The organism is Bacillus cereus, from assembly GCF_007678085.1.
Lineage (GTDB): Bacteria > Bacillota > Bacilli > Bacillales > Bacillaceae_G > Bacillus_A > Bacillus_A cereus_BE.
The window spans coordinates 84,236-98,362 of sequence record NZ_VEDW01000003.1 but is presented as its reverse complement, the minus strand read 5'-3'; the positions used below and the strand labels follow the sequence as shown (position 1 = coordinate 98,362).

The following is a 14,127-nucleotide window of genomic DNA, read 5'->3' as shown; positions in this document are numbered from 1 at the left end:
TTAAGCAGCTCCTTCCACAATTTCTTCTTTATTATCAGCTAGCTTTAAACCGATAACGCCAGCTACAACCATTGCGATAAAGAATAATTTCCCTACACTGAAACTTCCGCCGAAAAGGAATACATCCATTAAGAAAGTACCTACCGTACCAGCTCCAGCGAAAATGGCATATACAGTCCCTGTCGCAAGATGCTCACACGCTTTAGAAAGAAAGTGAAAATCAACAGCGATAACTCCTAAAATAATAATCCAATGCCACCAAGTATCGGCCGTATTAAAACCAAATACCCAAAAAATTTCAAAGATACATGTTAATATGACATATAACCAAGCTCTATTTTTCATACCTCTCACCTCTTATGACTGACTATCAGTCATTTTTGTTTTAAAAAAATATTCTCTTTCACCACTAATATATATAAAACAACTATCATCCTCATTTACCATTATATTTGTTCCATTTCCAAGCTAATTGTATCCACTCACCGAAAATGACTGAATGTCATTCATGAATATTGTACATGAATATTTTAAAAGCTGTCAATGCCGAAAGTTTATTTAAAATTTATTTCATCCAATTTGTATATTTCCTAATAATCTGTTAATACTGCTAGTAACATAATATTTTCTCCACTCCCCCTTGGAGAGATCCCTTTAATAGAGCAGTTAGCGTTTGCTAACTGCTCTTTTTTATTTGCCAACACACTGTGAGATTAAATCCATTTTTATCATATATATATTTTCTATTTATTTTCCAAAGAGGCTTTGTATGCAATAATTTTATTCTCAAGCATCTTTTCTGTAATGACTAAGTTTTCTCTTTGAATCTGAATAGATTTTCTATGATCTTCTAGGAGCTGTAAACGAGCTTCGGTTGTACGCTCTCCTTCTACATATAACCTAGCATATTCTCTTATTTTCGCTATCGGCATTTGCGTTTGTTTTAATTTCATGACAAACTGCAACCACTTTATATGTGACTCTTCATACATTCGATTCCCATTTGTATCGCGATTTGCAATTAATATATTTTCCTTTTCATAATAACGTAGTGTATGTGTACTCACTCCTATTAATTTAGCCACCTCGCTAATTGTGTACATACTCTAACTCCCTCCACGTGCTGATCCTCATATATTTTATAGCCTTATCAAATTCATAAAAAACATTTGACTTAGAGTATACTCTAACAAATAAAATCTAACCATAATATATTTATTTGAACTTAGGGGGATTTCATATGAAATACACTGTTATTACTGGCGCTAGTTCTGGAATTGGCTATGAATCGGCTTTAGCCTTTGCAACTCGCGGAAAGAACTTAATACTTGTCGCTCGAAGACAAGAAGAATTAGACGGATTAAAATTTAAAATTAACGAAATGAATCCAGAATTGGATGTTGTTATTCGAAGAACTGATTTATCTATCACGGAAAATGTTTATAAGCTTTATGAAAGCCTACAAGCCGTTCAAATTGAAACGTGGATTAACAACGCAGGATTTGGTAATTTCGCCTCAATTGCTGAACAAAATTTAAATAAAATTGAAACGATGTTACATGTAAATATAGAAGCACTAACAATACTCTCTTCTCTTTTCGTTCGAGATTATTCCATGGTTGATGGCACACAACTTATTAACGTTTCATCAGGCGGTGGATACACAATTGTTGCTGATGCTGTTACGTATTGTGCTACGAAATTCTACGTAAGTGCATTTACAGAGGGTTTATCTCACGAATTGAAAGAACAAGGTGCAAAACTGCAAGCCAAAGTTTTAGCACCTGCTGCAACTGAAACAGAATTTGCAAAACGTTCATTTGATATTGATGAGTTCGAATACAATAATGTTGTACCGAAATTCCACACTGCAAAACAAATGGCACAATTTATGCTTGATCTTTACGATAGTGATAAAGTTGTAGGGCTTGTCGATGGTTCTACTTATAACTATGAGCTTAAAAATCCCATTTTTAATTTTGCAGTAAGAAAAACGAATTCGAGTTCTTAATTCCCCCTAAAATATAAAGTCCCACTATTACGTAAATAATAGTGGGACTTTTTTCTCTCTGAAAATTTCATCCAACATATCGAATCATCGCCACCTCATCACAATAATCAACCTTTGGACAATGTCTACAATCAATCCATACCTTCTCTGGTAGCGCCTCTCTATTCACAAAATCAAACCCGCACTTTTGAAAAAATCCCGTTTCATATGTTAAAGAAATGACTCTGCTCACTTTTATTTTCGCTGCCTCATTTATTACATGGTTCACTAACATACGCCCGATTCCTTTCCCTGCATATGTATGCGAAACGACTAAAGAACGGACTTCTGCAAGGTCCTCCCCTAACACATGTAAACCAGCAACCCCAACAATCTCATCGCTTTCTTTCACAACATATAAACATTGTAAATATTGATAGAGAGATAAAAGAGAACGCGGTAAAACCACTCCCTCTTTTGCATAAGTTTCAATGAGACTATAAATTTCTTTCACATCACTCGTAACCGCATTAAAGATTTTCATATTCTATCCCCTTGCCCCCGATATTAATATTTATAACTCAAATCGTATTTTAATTCATAATTTTATATAATAATACATCTCTCCTCTCTCCTCGTCAATCACTTTATACAAACAAAAAACCAAGCAATCTAATCGATGCTCGGTTCCTCATTTCGTATCGGTAATACTGTCGAATATTTAATTTCACGAAGTGCTAAACTCGTCTGTATCCTTGTAATACCAAGCTTATTCAGCTTTCTAATAAACTGCTCCAGCTCTTTACGATCACGATTTGCAACCTTTAATAAATAATCATACTCTCCTGTTAAACAGTGACACTCTAACACTTCAGGCATCGCTTCTAATTCTTTTTCCAACACTTCAAGCTTATCTGATTGATGAATATTCGTACTCATAAAAATGAAACATAACAAATCAAAACCAAGCTTTTCTTGATTTAAAATGGCTACTTGCTTATCAATGAAACCTTCTCCATCTAATCTTTTTATTCTTGCATGCATCGCAGCTGGTGATAAATTAACGCGTCGCGCAAGTTCTGCATTACTTACATGTGATTCCTTCTGCAATATATCTAAAATTTGTACGTCCAAATCATCTAACACTTTAATAACAGACGACTCCATCAAAATTCCCCCTTTTTATTACCGATGATTATTCGAAAAAACACCTTATAACCTATATAAAACTGAACATTTTTCTACTAAAGATATTACACACAAAACATTTTATCGACTTTTAACAATTATACAAAAGAATATATTACACAACGAAGAAAAATGCTAAAATTATTTACAATTCACATTGATTACAACAAAGGGGATTTTAATATGCCTTATTTTTATGTCTTTTTACTATTACTAACGAGCTTATTATGGGGAGGAAATTTCGTCGTTGGAAAATCGCTCGTTGATCACGCATCTCCGATGACTCTTACAAGTTTAAGATGGATGATTGCGATCGTTTGTTTATTACCGATGGTATGGTTTAAAGAAAAGAAAATCATTCCGCCTCGCGCTGCAATACTTCCGTTAATACTAATGGGAATTTCAGGGGTCGCTCTTTTTAACATTTTTCAATTTTTAGCACTAGAAAAAACATCCGCAACGAATGTAGGGCTTATTTCTACATTAAATGCAATTTCAATTGCACTATTTTCAGTATTATTTCTAAAAGAAAAAGTAAACACACTTCAAATTCTATCCATGATTCTTTCATTCTTTGGGGTTATTCTTGTCCTATTAAAAGGTGATTTTTCACTTTTATTTTCATTACATTTTAATAGCGGAGATTTATGGATGATTGCGGCAGTTTGTATTTGGGGAATCTATTCTGTTTGTAGTAAATGGGCAACAAAAACAACTACACCGCTCATGGCGACGCTTTACTCTGGTATTTTCGGTGTTATTTTATTACTACCATTTAACCTAGGGAGCTTCACTGTTACAAATATAAACACTTCTTTCATCACATCCCTTTTATATACAGGGCTTATTTCTACCGTTCTTTGTATGGTATTTTGGAATATTGGCGTACAAAAATTAGGAGCGACTACATCAGGAATTTTTCTAAACTTCAATCCGATTTTCACAGCTATTTTAGCATTCCTTTTCCTCGGTGAAGAACTAACGTGGATACAAATTTTCGGGACAATGATCGTTGTGACAGGATGTTATTTATTTTCTCATTTCAAAACAGTTACTGTTCAGCCAACTAGAGCTTTAATGCGAAAACATTCTTAACCAAAAAATATCGCCACCAAAGTGGCGATGTTTTTATTTACCTTTCATTTCTTTCACATACTGCTTTTCTTCTTCTGGCGATAATCGTTCTGTTGCCTTTCCAGTATCACCACCTTGAATTTCCCACAAAAAGTTATGCTCCTCAACCGTTTGTGAAAAGTCCCCTTTTTCCCAGCGCTCTAAAGTGGCAAGTAGCTTTGATTTATGTTTAAAATTTGTACTGCTTTCTACTGCCTTCTTGGCACTAACAATTTCCTTATTTGTCATTTCAATAAATCCCCATTTTTCAGAGGATTTCACTTTTTGATGTACCATCCTATGCATGGTAGAAATAATTTCATCTTCACTAAATTGTGGCTTCTCTTCCTCAACTTTCTTGTCCTGTTGGCTCATTACTTTTTGTGTTTTAAGACTCTTCTCCTCTTCCTCTATATAATTAAGAAGTTTAGTAACACCGAATACAGCTCCTATAGCAATTACAATCATTGTAATTACCCCTATTATCCATTTTTTCATATTGTGTACTCCCCATTCCCCTAATAATCACATAAACAAATGGAATCGCCTGCGCACAGTCGATTCCATTTGTTTCCTTATTTCATTTTAAACCTTCATTGCTTCTTGTACAATATAACTATCCACATATTGCTTGAATTTTACGATTTTTCCGTTTTCCAGCTGCCATACATGAACAAAATCTGCTTCAAATGATTTTCCCGTTTCTTTATAAACCCCTGAATAAACACCTTCAGCAATAATTACATCTTTTCCGTTTGCTTCATGGTACATATTTACTCTCGCTTTATAATCATCCCATTCTGATTCTAATCGGCTAAATACATTTTTCATTATTGCTTCTATACCTATATAAGTTCCCCCGTATGGGAATCCTTCTGCCTCTGTCCATTCTACTTTTTCAGAGAGGGCTTCTATTAAATGTTTTGCATTCGAAGAGGCTGATCCTTCATATGTACTTCGAATCATTTCTAAATTTGATTTAGGCATGTTACTTCCTCCCATTTTATTTATTTTTTACACAAGATGTAACATAATAAGTTACATCTTGTGTAAAAAGATATTTAAATTGTTTTATTCTTAACTCTCGCGTTGTAATCATTATAGTTACAATAATGATTCAAGTCAACAATTTATAAATAAGTTTACTTCGTTTTCATTACTTTCTCTTTTAAGAAGCGATCTACATATCCTTCTGCTTTTACAACGAATAAATACGCACCCATTGCTAGTAATGCAAGATCTAATTCATATCCTGGATTCTTTCCATCTCCTAATAAACCTGCTGCTCCATTTACCTTTACGATAGCTCCAGCTAAAATAAGAGCAAATAACAATCCTACATATTTTACGCCTAAACCGATAATTAATAATATACCACCAACTAATTCTACGGTTGCTACGCCGTATGCAAGACCACCTGGTAAGCCGATGCTTGTAAACCATCCTGCTACGTTATCAATACCTGATTGAAACTTCGCTAAACCGTGCGCAAAGAATGTCACTCCTAACACGATGCGAATAATTAAATTCCCAATATATTGGTTCATTTTGAACTCTCCTTTTTGTTTTGTTATGGTGAACTTTTATTTACAAGTCAAAACAATACGTTATTTCATTTCATTCGTCAAATACTTTTTTAAAGAAAACAAAAAACATTACCCCTTTTACGGATAATGTTTTCTTACAAAATAGCGCTAATTCAAGCTTTTACTCTATTGCACAAAAAAGTTGAAACATTTTTCCAGCGCCAACATACGGCAATAAAGACAAGTCCTCTTCTACAACCATTCCAACAACATTCACTTTCTCATCTTGAGGCAAATCATGTTTGGCAACCTGCATCTCCCCTGCATATCTACCGTACAATTCATTATCAATTGTAATGCTGCCTTTCTTTCTTGAAATGTTATGCATCGGCTGTAACACAACTTTATTTTCTTCTCGTGATTCTACAGAACGAATGACATCACGGGCTGGATCTAGTCTATTTGTATGCACTTGTTTTACCATTCTTAACACTTCACTTTTCTCTATCAATGGCTCATATCGCAGCGGAATAATCCCTCTACTCGCACTTGCTATCTCTTGTACACTTTCTACACTTCCGCTTATATCTCCGATTAGCACCTTATCAACACCACAATCTTGTACAAGTTCTAAGTACGCTTCAAGCGGGCGCATATTGCGGTGCTTTTCTAACGTTGGTAAGCCTTCATATAGCGGACCACGTTTTTCACCATCTCCCGGAATAAATGCCATCGTTTTTATGCCGCACTCATGTAAGTATTCGTTTTGTTTTTGTAAGAATGACTTTGCTAGTCCTGTTTCTGGGCGCGGATAAAAATTATGCCACGCTTCTACATTCTCTACCCGTATCTTTTCAGTGATTAACTCTTTCCAAAATGAATCCGTAATCGTACTCGCATTTAAAGCTACTTTCATTTTATGAGATACGCGCGCAATTTCTTTCGGCGTGATGCCATAGTCCATTCGTAAACCAGTAATGCCCCAGTCTACTAACTCTTCGACATTTTCGTACGTCATACCTAAATGGTGTAACGATTTTGGAGAAACATCGACCATTAATTCCATTTCATTTTCGAGAGCTTGCTTCCCAAGTATTTGAATTAACTCTTTATACGTATTTGGATCATCTTCTGGAATGTGCAATGATGTAAAAATAGATGAAAACCCGTTTTCCTTCGCTACTTTTAGCCACTCTTCTTGTTTCTTTACTCGTTCTTTTGCAAGATAAATTGAAACTCCTATCATATGAATCTCCCTTTCTATGAATAGAAAAAGAGAAAGGAATCCCTTTCTCTATATATTTTCTGCCATTTCTTCTTTAAATCCGAAGAAGTACGTAAAGATGAATCCAAAAGTATATGCCACAACTAATCCAAGGAAATATAATAAATATTTATTATCAGCAATTAACGGAATTAATGATAATCCTGATACGCCAATTCCGAGTGCGGCTGTTTTCATCACTGCTTGGAATGCGCCGCCAACTGCTGCTCCTAAACAAGCTGTAAGAAACGGTTTCCCAAGTGGTAATGTAACCCCGTATAATAACGGTTCGCCAATTCCTAAAAAGCCAACTGGTAATGCACCTTTAATTACGTTACGAAGTCGTTTGTTTTTTGTTTTTACAAAAATTGCAATCGCTGCTCCTACTTGCCCAGCTCCAGCCATTGCTAGTACCGGTAATAAAGGCGTTACGTGCGTTTGATTAATAAACTCCATATGAATCGGTGTTAAACCGTGATGTAATCCGACCATAACGAGCGGTAAAAATGTTCCAGCAAGTACTGCCCCAGCAAACGCTCCGCCAATACTTAAAATCCCATTAATTCCACTTGTAATTCCTTCAGATAAGAAACCTGCTACCGGCTGAATAGCTAACATCGTTACGATACTTACGACTAACACAGTAATAAGCGGCGTTACAATAATATCAACTGCATTTGGCACTGCTTTTCGAACTTGTCTTTCTACTACAACCATAAGCCACGCTGCAAAAATTACTGCAAATAATCCGCCCCGTCCGGGTACGAGCGCTTCACCGAATAATTTTACGTTCGCCATCGCTGGGTTAAAAATTAAAATACCAGCAATTGCCCCAAGAACTGGTGTCCCGCCAAATTCTTTCGCTGTATTCCAGCCGACTAAAATCCCTAAAAATGTAAAGATACCGCCACCAATGAGTAGTAACATTTGTAGCCACGTTGCATTCGGATCAGCACCTGCGTTCTTCGCAAAGTTAGCGACCCCGTTTATAATTCCTGACGCAACAAGACCCGGAATTAATGGAATGAAAATACTTCCTATTTTTCTTAAAAAGTTTTTCACTGGTGTATTATTTTTCTTCTTAATCTCTGACTTCATTTCTTGCCCAAGGTCTTCAAGATGATGATCTGCTACCTCACCAATTCGTAGTCCCGTTAAACCTTCCATTTCAGCTGCTACTTTATTTACTGTCCCTGGCCCAACAACAACTTGAAGCGTCTCATCTTCAATAACGCCCATAACCCCTTCAACCTTTTTCAAAAGGTCTATATTCACTTTACTTTCATCATGAAGCGTTAATCGTAGTCTCGTCATACAATGCGCAATGCCGCGAATATTCTTTACTCCCCCAAGTTGCTCTGAAATTTCTTTGGCCATTCTCTCTTCTTTCTTCATAATAGAATCCCCCTCCCTATTATTTTATAGTGCCTTCTTCACAAACCCTTTCGCTTCTTTTAATTTCTCCAGTGCTTCCCCATACTCACACTGTAGTAACACCATAACAATCGCAGCTTTCACATTACGTTCTGCTTTTTCATAACACTCTGCTGCTACTTCATAACTCACCCCTGTTGCTTCCACAATAATTCGTTTGGATCGTTCTACTAACTTTTCATTTGTAGATTGAACATCTACCATTAAGTTTTTATATACTTTCCCAACACCAATCATAGAAGCTGTTGAAATCATATTCAGTACTAATTTTTGCGCTGTACCAGCCTTCAACCGCGTTGAGCCTGTTAAAATTTCTGCGCCCGTTTCTACTTCCACGTTTAGTTTTGCATATTTACTTATTTCAGCATTTTTATTACAAGAGATACTAGCTGTACTCGCTCCTACGCTATTCGCGTACTTCAAGCCGCCAATTACATAAGGAGTTCGACCACTTGCCGCAATTCCAATCACTGTATCTTTCTCGTTTAATCCAATACTTTTTAAATCTTCTTCTGCTAACCCTTCGCGGTCTTCGGCACCCTCTATCGCTTTAGTAAACGCTTTCAATCCACCTGCTATAAATCCTTGCACCATTTTATCATCTGTGCCAAATGTTGGCGGACATTCCACCGCGTCCAAAATACCTAAACGGCCACTCGTACCAGCCCCAATGTAAATTAATCGGCCCTCTTCTTCAAAAGATTGAATAACAGCCCGTACAACCTTTTCAATTTGTTCTATCTCTTTTTCAACTGCTAATGCAACAGTTCGATCTTCTTCATTCATACTTTGCAGAACTTCTTTTATGTTCATCTCATCTAAATTCATCGTCTTCTTATTGCGATGTTCTGTCGATAAATTCTCTAACATATTTATCACCTACTTTGAAATTTAATTTCATACTTTCATTATAACTTTGAGAAATTTAAAATCAATATTACTTTATTATTTTATGAAATTTAATTTCTTTTCATGACGAATTTATGTCCGTCCGTATGCAAAAAAAGATGGGTTTCCCCATCTTCTCATTTTAACTTCCGTAATCGCAAGGCTTCTTCTCTTGTCTCCATAAATTGATCCAAAACTTTATTACCGATACGATTAAAGGTAATCACATATAAAGCATCAATCATATTGAGTTGTGTCATTCTCGAAGCAATACTTGCAATGCGATGATCTTGTTCTACATCTGGCATACAAAGACGAATATCCGCCTCTTTATATAACGGTGATGATTGATCAAGCTTTGTAATCGCAATAACTGTTGCGCCTTGTCTCTTCGCATATTGCGCCATTTCAAGTACATCTTTCGTACGACCAGATGTTGAAATCGCAACAAATATATCGCCCTCTTTTAAATTCGTCACAAGCGGCAACATCATATGAAAATCAGATAGCATCATCGCTGTAAATCCGAGCCTTGTAAATTTATAAGCCCCGTCCATCGCTGGAGTAGCTGATCCGCCTACTCCGTAAAAGATAATTTTATCAGCATTTACAATACAATCTGCAGCTTTCTCAAGTTCTTTTTTATCTATCGCCGTAACACTCGCCTCAATTGCAGCTTTATTCACATATGTAACTTTATTAAACAAGTCGTACGGTCCATCTTCCGTATTCATCACTGAAAAATCGTTAATATTATAATCAGCAATCGTTAATTCACGAACGAGCGCTATCTTAAATGCTTTAAAACTCCCAATCCCAATCGATTTACAAAAGCGAACAACACTTGCTTCACTTGCACCCGCATTCGTTGACACTTCTTTCGTCGTTAAGTTCGGAACAATCTCTGCATTCTCCATTATGTACATGGCAACCTTCTTTTCAGCTGGTGAAAATTGATCCATATTACTTTCAATTTTAAATAGTAACGTTGAAGTTTTCACTATTTACCCTCCACTTCTTACGGTTGCGTATATTCTTTAATCTCATTTGTATCATATAAATAAAAATCATCACTACCAGGTGGATGGTGAACAATTACAGTTCGATCCCCTTTTTTATATGATGTAATTTCACCTTCAGATCGCTGTTTTTCCCATCCACGTATCCAAATTGCAAAGTCAGGTACAAAGGCAGTGTACTTATAGTCTTTCGGGTTTTCGTCTTCTACATAGGAAGAAAAAATAGAAACAGGAAAGTCTTTCACTTTTGACTCTTTCCATGCAGTAAATGGTATACATAGCGTAATAAGTATGATTATACCGATAACCTTCCCCTTCGTAATCCTCACACATTTTCTCTCCTCGACTTATCATATACGTAGATTTTACCATAATTACAACCTATTCACGCTATATGACTATTGCTTTTTTCCAATAAAAAAAGAGCTTACCTACATGAGATAAGCTCTTCCTCTCTATACAAAATATTTCTTCAAAAGCGGCGGCGTAATAATCGTCGTTAATATAACAACAATAACAATTGCTGTGAAATTTTCTTTCGCTAATAAATTCGCTGCAAGTCCATTCGCTGCGATGATAAGCGCCACTTCTCCGCGCGATACCATCCCCGCACCAATACTAATAGAAGATTGAAGGTTGAATCCTGTTAGTCTTGCTCCTAAACCTGATCCGATTAACTTTGTAAAAATCGCAATAAGCGTCATGATGATAATGAACCAAAGCTGGCTTCCAATACCTTGAAATGTAATTTCCATTCCGATACTTACGAAGAACACCGGTACAAATATCGCATAAGCAATTGGTTCAATTTTATGCTCTACTTCGTGCTTATACTCTGTTTGAGAAATGGCAATTCCAGCTGCAAATGCCCCAATAATACCTGCAATCCCCATCATTTCACTGTAATACGAAAATGAGAAACAAATAATAAGAGCCGCACTAATTAACGCTTCTGTTACGCGAAGTGGCACAAGCATTTTCATAATCCACGGAACCACTTTCCAAGAAATGAAAACGATACTTACAAAAAAGATAATTTTCTTTGCAATGACAAGCGTTACATTTACATCTTGTGTACCTAAAAAACTCATCACAAATGCTAATAAAATAACAACAATTACATCATCAAATACAGCTGCCCCTAGAATCGTCGTACTTTCTCTCGTGTTCATTTTCCCTAAATCTCTTAATGTTTGAACAGAAATACTAACTGAAGTGGCACAAAGTAATAACCCTAAAAAGATCGCATGCGACTGTAACATTCCAAACGCAAGTCCTGCTAAATACCCCCCAAGGAATGGGAAAATAATTCCTCCCATCGCTACTGCGAATGCAGATTTCAAATTCCGATTTAACTCTTCTAAATCTGTTTCAAGTCCTGCCATAAACATAAGTAGTAAAACACCAATTTCACTCAGTTCATCGATCAATTCAGAACTATTAATAATACCGAGTACAGCCGGACCGATAATAATACCAACAATTAATTTACCAAGTACAGAAGGCTGGCCAAGCCTAACGCTAATATCACCAGCTAATTTCGTACAAAGTAAAATGACGACAAGTTCAAAATAAAATAACATCGCATCTGCTCCTACTTTAACTTTAATCAGTGGGTTTTCTCCATCCAAAGTAGATTGGTAACCCTCGTCCATTCCTGCAAGTAGTTTCTCCTATTCATTCGCATTTTATTTGTCACATTTTTATTTGACAAAATATTCTGAATTATAATAAGATTAATCCAGCAATTTTAAAAACTATATACCATAACTGTACCTCCATTTACTGACATACTCTTTTCTAGTGGGCTCCTACTATATTCGCAGTTATGGCAATGAAAAAACGGGGGGAGAGTCCAAAGTGAAGTCATTATTACGAAAAAAAGCGCTTAGTACTGAATCACCACGGCAGCTAGAAAGGACATTAACGGCACTCGATTTAACATTCTTAGGAATTGGCGCCGTAATTGGAACAGGGATTTTTGTATTAACAGGTATTGTCGCAGCGAAACATTCTGGTCCTGGTATTATGCTATCATTCCTTATTGCTGCATTTACTTGTGCATGTGTAGCCTTTTGTTATGCGGAATTTGCTTCTTCTATTCCTGTCTCAGGAAGTGTGTATACTTACGCATACATGACAGTCGGAGAAGTCGTCGCCTTCATCGTCGGCTGGTGTTTAATGCTCGAATATTTACTTGCAGTCGCGGCAGTAGCTGTCGGTTGGTCTGGTTATTTGCAATCTTTACTACAAGGATTTAACATCCATCTGCCCGCCATAATCTCCTCGGCCCCTGGCGTAGGAAAAGGCGGCCTTATCGATTTACCGGCTGTTTGTATTTTACTACTCATTACAGGACTTTTAAGTTTCGGTATACGCGAAAGCGCACGCATTAATAATATTATGGTTCTTATCAAGTTAGCTGTTATTATCGCCTTTATCGTAGCAGGCGCAAAATATGTAAAACCTGAAAATTGGACGCCGTTCATTCCGTTCGGATACGACGGTATCATTACTGGAGCTGCCACTGTATTCTTCGCCTTCTTAGGCTTTGATGCAATCGCAACCGCTGCGGAAGAAACGAAAAAACCACAGCGCGATTTACCAATTGGCATTATCGGTTCCCTTCTTATTTGTACTGTTTTATACATGATTGTATCTTTCGTTTTAACAGGTATGGTTCCATATACACAATTAGATGTTTCTGATCCAGTTGCGTTTGCCTTACATTTCGTTGGCGAAGATGCAATTGCAGGACTACTCGCTGTTGGAGCGATGACTGGTATGACAACCGTTCTCTTAGTCGTTATGTATGGACAAGTTCGCGTTTCTTATGCGATGAGCCGCGACGGTTTACTTCCAAAAGCGCTAGCACGTGTGAATAATAGAGTAAAAATCCCTTTATTAAACACGTGGATCACTGGTGTTGTTGCCGCTTTATTAGCAGGACTTTTGGACTTACATTTACTAGCGAATTTAGTAAACATCGGTACGTTAACAGCATTTACATTCGTTTGCTGCGCGGTACTTATTTTACGAAAAACACATCCTGACTTAAAACGCGGATTCCGCACACCATTCGTACCTGTATTACCTGTTGTCGCGATTCTTTGCTGTTTATATTTAATGATTAATTTGTCTAAAACGACATGGATTAGCTTTATAGTTTGGCTTATAGTTGGCTTATGTTTCTATTTCTTCTACTCTAGAAAACATAGTCATTTAGCTACTAAAAAAACAAATGATGAAGAGAAAAAAGCATAACAAAATAGCTCGCCGATAAAACGGCGAGCTATCTTTCTGTATTATTATATTTTTTCGTTAACGATTGTAAAATGGAAAATATGCCGATGCAAGCTGTAAACGATGCCCAATTTCCTATTGGCGTTGCGTATTTAACAATTCCAATACCTACAAGCACTAAGAAAATAATCACCTGATATATGAGCTTCCACTTTTGCATATATTCCCTCCTTTACTTCGTTCCCTTCTTTTTCTTCTTCCATGCATTTAAACTATCAAAGAAGAAATTAATAAATAACGTGCCTAAACCCGCTAATAAAAACGTCATTAAAAATAGAACCCATATACTTTTTTCTTTTAAGAAATAATATCCTACAAGGAGCACAACCGCGATCCATACATATTCAAGAATTCTTTTTAGCTTTTTCTCTTCCAAATTATTCGCTCCTTCATTCTATGCTA

The 14,127-nt window shown here is 36.4% G+C and carries 18 protein-coding genes; 3 read left to right on the top strand and 15 right to left on the bottom strand.

Annotation, left to right across the window (positions count from 1 at the left end; genetic code table 11):
- Positions 1–345, bottom strand: a complete 345-nt coding sequence (locus FS742_RS14200; RefSeq protein ID WP_098288602.1) for a DMT family transporter — start codon at positions 343–345, stop codon at positions 1–3.
- 398 nt (positions 346–743) lie between these two features.
- The gene (locus FS742_RS14195) at positions 744–1,103 is read right to left on the bottom strand and encodes a MerR family transcriptional regulator (protein WP_144613087.1); all 360 of its coding nucleotides are present in this window, start codon (positions 1,101–1,103) and stop codon (positions 744–746) included.
- Between the two features lie 137 nt (positions 1,104–1,240).
- Here FS742_RS14195 and FS742_RS14190 point away from each other — a divergent pair, with 137 nt between their 5' ends.
- Positions 1,241–2,011, top strand: a complete 771-nt coding sequence (locus FS742_RS14190) for an SDR family NAD(P)-dependent oxidoreductase (RefSeq protein WP_144613085.1) — start codon at positions 1,241–1,243, stop codon at positions 2,009–2,011.
- A 67-nt stretch (positions 2,012–2,078) separates the two neighbouring features.
- On the opposite strand, the gene FS742_RS14185 is transcribed toward FS742_RS14190, so the two are convergent.
- Both FS742_RS14185 and FS742_RS14180 read right to left on the bottom strand, forming a co-directional pair.
- Positions 2,079–2,534, bottom strand: a complete 456-nt coding sequence (locus FS742_RS14185) for an N-acetyltransferase (RefSeq protein WP_144613083.1) — start codon at positions 2,532–2,534, stop codon at positions 2,079–2,081.
- Between the two features lie 128 nt (positions 2,535–2,662).
- Entirely contained in the window at positions 2,663–3,157 is a 495-nt protein-coding gene (locus FS742_RS14180) for an Lrp/AsnC family transcriptional regulator (protein ID WP_144613081.1), read from the bottom strand.
- Positions 3,158–3,361: 204 nt separating this feature from the next.
- Between FS742_RS14180 and FS742_RS14175 the strand changes: the two genes are divergently transcribed.
- A complete protein-coding gene (locus FS742_RS14175; protein WP_144613079.1) occupies positions 3,362–4,273 on the top strand; it encodes a DMT family transporter in 912 nt (303 codons plus the stop codon).
- A gap of 33 nt (positions 4,274–4,306) precedes the next feature.
- On the opposite strand, the gene FS742_RS14170 is transcribed toward FS742_RS14175, so the two are convergent.
- From FS742_RS14170 to FS742_RS14130, 9 genes are all read right to left on the bottom strand, one after another.
- Positions 4,307–4,789 carry a PRK06770 family protein gene (locus FS742_RS14170; protein WP_144613077.1) on the bottom strand — a complete coding sequence of 161 codons (483 nt, stop codon included), beginning with the start codon at positions 4,787–4,789 and terminating at the stop codon, positions 4,307–4,309.
- A gap of 87 nt (positions 4,790–4,876) precedes the next feature.
- Positions 4,877–5,278, bottom strand: coding sequence for a nuclear transport factor 2 family protein (locus FS742_RS14165; protein WP_144613075.1), 402 nt, complete (start codon positions 5,276–5,278; stop codon positions 4,877–4,879).
- A 155-nt stretch (positions 5,279–5,433) separates the two neighbouring features.
- The gene (locus FS742_RS14160; RefSeq protein ID WP_001077744.1) at positions 5,434–5,838 is read right to left on the bottom strand and encodes a DoxX family protein; all 405 of its coding nucleotides are present in this window, start codon (positions 5,836–5,838) and stop codon (positions 5,434–5,436) included.
- A 160-nt stretch (positions 5,839–5,998) separates the two neighbouring features.
- Positions 5,999–7,063, bottom strand: a complete 1,065-nt coding sequence (locus FS742_RS14155) for a DUF871 domain-containing protein (RefSeq protein ID WP_144613073.1) — start codon at positions 7,061–7,063, stop codon at positions 5,999–6,001.
- Between the two features lie 48 nt (positions 7,064–7,111).
- On the bottom strand, positions 7,112–8,476 hold the full coding sequence (locus FS742_RS14150; protein WP_144613071.1) for a PTS transporter subunit EIIC: 1,365 nt from the start codon (positions 8,474–8,476) through the stop codon (positions 7,112–7,114).
- A gap of 24 nt (positions 8,477–8,500) precedes the next feature.
- Complete coding sequence (murQ, locus tag FS742_RS14145) at positions 8,501–9,385, bottom strand: N-acetylmuramic acid 6-phosphate etherase (RefSeq protein ID WP_144613069.1); 885 nt, start codon at positions 9,383–9,385, stop codon at positions 8,501–8,503.
- A 155-nt stretch (positions 9,386–9,540) separates the two neighbouring features.
- Entirely contained in the window at positions 9,541–10,404 is an 864-nt protein-coding gene (locus tag FS742_RS14140) for a MurR/RpiR family transcriptional regulator (protein WP_144613067.1), read from the bottom strand.
- Between the two features lie 17 nt (positions 10,405–10,421).
- Positions 10,422–10,751: an outer surface protein gene (locus tag FS742_RS14135; protein WP_144613065.1), complete on the bottom strand. Its 330-nt coding sequence runs from the start codon at positions 10,749–10,751 to the stop codon at positions 10,422–10,424.
- A 126-nt stretch (positions 10,752–10,877) separates the two neighbouring features.
- Complete coding sequence (locus FS742_RS14130) at positions 10,878–12,077, bottom strand: cation:proton antiporter (RefSeq protein WP_144613063.1); 1,200 nt, start codon at positions 12,075–12,077, stop codon at positions 10,878–10,880.
- A 205-nt stretch (positions 12,078–12,282) separates the two neighbouring features.
- On the opposite strand from FS742_RS14130, the gene FS742_RS14125 reads away from it, so the two are divergent.
- Positions 12,283–13,686 carry a branched-chain amino acid transporter BcaP gene (locus FS742_RS14125; protein ID WP_144613061.1) on the top strand — a complete coding sequence of 468 codons (1,404 nt, stop codon included), beginning with the start codon at positions 12,283–12,285 and terminating at the stop codon, positions 13,684–13,686.
- A gap of 28 nt (positions 13,687–13,714) precedes the next feature.
- Here the strand turns inward: FS742_RS14125 and FS742_RS27580 are convergent, their stop codons facing one another.
- Together FS742_RS27580 and FS742_RS14120 are read right to left on the bottom strand one after the other, a co-directional pair.
- Positions 13,715–13,885 (bottom strand): hypothetical protein, encoded by a 171-nt coding sequence (locus FS742_RS27580; protein WP_186327174.1) that lies wholly within the window; start codon positions 13,883–13,885, stop codon positions 13,715–13,717.
- Between the two features lie 12 nt (positions 13,886–13,897).
- Complete coding sequence (locus FS742_RS14120; RefSeq protein ID WP_000391504.1) at positions 13,898–14,101, bottom strand: hypothetical protein; 204 nt, start codon at positions 14,099–14,101, stop codon at positions 13,898–13,900.
- Between the last annotated feature and the right edge of the window lie 26 nt (positions 14,102–14,127).

Bases quoted from the DNA above. Each gene is read 5' to 3' on its own strand.
- FS742_RS14180 (WP_144613081.1), bottom strand. From the start codon at position 3,157: ATGGAGTCGTCTGTTATTAAAGTGTTAGATGATTTGGACGTACAAATT.
- FS742_RS14160 (WP_001077744.1), bottom strand. From the start codon at position 5,838: ATGAACCAATATATTGGGAATTTAATTATTCGCATCGTGTTAGGAGTG.
- FS742_RS14175 (WP_144613079.1), top strand. From the start codon at position 3,362: ATGCCTTATTTTTATGTCTTTTTACTATTACTAACGAGCTTATTATGG.
- FS742_RS14190 (WP_144613085.1), top strand. From the start codon at position 1,241: ATGAAATACACTGTTATTACTGGCGCTAGTTCTGGAATTGGCTATGAA.
- FS742_RS14155 (WP_144613073.1), bottom strand. From the start codon at position 7,063: ATGATAGGAGTTTCAATTTATCTTGCAAAAGAACGAGTAAAGAAACAA.
- FS742_RS14150 (WP_144613071.1), bottom strand. From the start codon at position 8,476: ATGAAGAAAGAAGAGAGAATGGCCAAAGAAATTTCAGAGCAACTTGGG.
- FS742_RS14200 (WP_098288602.1), bottom strand. From the start codon at position 345: ATGAAAAATAGAGCTTGGTTATATGTCATATTAACATGTATCTTTGAA.
- FS742_RS14130 (WP_144613063.1), bottom strand. From the start codon at position 12,077: ATGGACGAGGGTTACCAATCTACTTTGGATGGAGAAAACCCACTGATT.
- FS742_RS14195 (WP_144613087.1), bottom strand. From the start codon at position 1,103: ATGTACACAATTAGCGAGGTGGCTAAATTAATAGGAGTGAGTACACAT.
- FS742_RS14170 (WP_144613077.1), bottom strand. From the start codon at position 4,789: ATGAAAAAATGGATAATAGGGGTAATTACAATGATTGTAATTGCTATA.
- murQ (WP_144613069.1), bottom strand. From the start codon at position 9,385: ATGTTAGAGAATTTATCGACAGAACATCGCAATAAGAAGACGATGAAT.
- FS742_RS14185 (WP_144613083.1), bottom strand. From the start codon at position 2,534: ATGAAAATCTTTAATGCGGTTACGAGTGATGTGAAAGAAATTTATAGT.
- FS742_RS14165 (WP_144613075.1), bottom strand. From the start codon at position 5,278: ATGCCTAAATCAAATTTAGAAATGATTCGAAGTACATATGAAGGATCA.
- FS742_RS27580 (WP_186327174.1), bottom strand. From the start codon at position 13,885: ATGCAAAAGTGGAAGCTCATATATCAGGTGATTATTTTCTTAGTGCTT.